The sequence below is a fragment of the Hydrogenophaga electricum genome (genome assembly GCF_030160815.1).
In the GTDB taxonomy this organism is placed as follows: Bacteria; Pseudomonadota; Gammaproteobacteria; order Burkholderiales; family Burkholderiaceae_C; genus Hydrogenophaga; species Hydrogenophaga electricum.
In genome coordinates, this window is record NZ_BSPB01000154.1 from 1 (window position 1) to 787 (window position 787).

A 787-nucleotide genomic window follows, 5' to 3' on the forward strand; every position below is an offset into this window, starting at 1 on the left:
TCGGTGTCTGCCCCTTCAGGATATATTTCTTGTACAACTCTCCCTTGAAGCTCTGAAACTGTTGTGCCATTTTCTTCAGAGTCCACCTTTTCACTTTGTCCTCTGTACCCGCGGGAAGGGTGAATGTCTCGAGCATTGTGGTCCACAGCATCTCTTTCTCCGAATCTGGGACAAAGCTCTCATGATCTCCGCGTGCCCTTGTTCTTCGCCAGTACACCGTACTGACAGGCACGTTATCCCGCACAACCCAACCGCTGTGACGTACATAGTTCTTGGCGGCTTCGGCCGGGGCACTAGGACGTCGATCTTCTTGCACTTCCGTTATGATGTGCCGACCCTCAAGCTTCTTCGCTGCACCTCGTTGCCCGCGTGCCCTCTTCTGTCAAACGGAGGGTTGACTACCACTAGCCTCCTCCTCCTGGTTCCCCTCCACATCCCTTTCCACGTGCCCCTGCTGGTTCCCCTCCGCATCCCTCTCCACGTTCCCTTCCTCGTTCAAGTACTGGTTTGGATCCTCGTTCCCCTCTTCTTCGTTCCAGTACTGGCTGCTTCCCTCCGCGATTGTATCGTACAATATCTGTTCCTCATCGCGATCAGCCATCTGTTCATACAAGAAACATCTGCTAAGTCATGAGACATTTATGTTTTAACAATCTTATATTAAAACTCAAACAATCTTATATGCTAAGACTAAACGAACAGTCATGTATGCTAAGTGTAACTGTCGTATATTAGAACCCTACACAATCTTAGAAGCTAAGTCTAATTACAAATCTAATAATCTTAT

1 protein-coding gene is annotated in these 787 nt (G+C 48.4%); it reads right to left on the reverse strand.

The window, feature by feature from the left end; genetic code table 11:
* Nucleotides 1-382 precede the first annotated feature (382 nt).
* Complete coding sequence (locus tag QQK43_RS23720) at nucleotides 383-613, reverse strand: hypothetical protein (protein WP_284309647.1); 231 nt, start codon at nucleotides 611-613, stop codon at nucleotides 383-385.
* Nucleotides 614-787 lie beyond the last annotated feature (174 nt).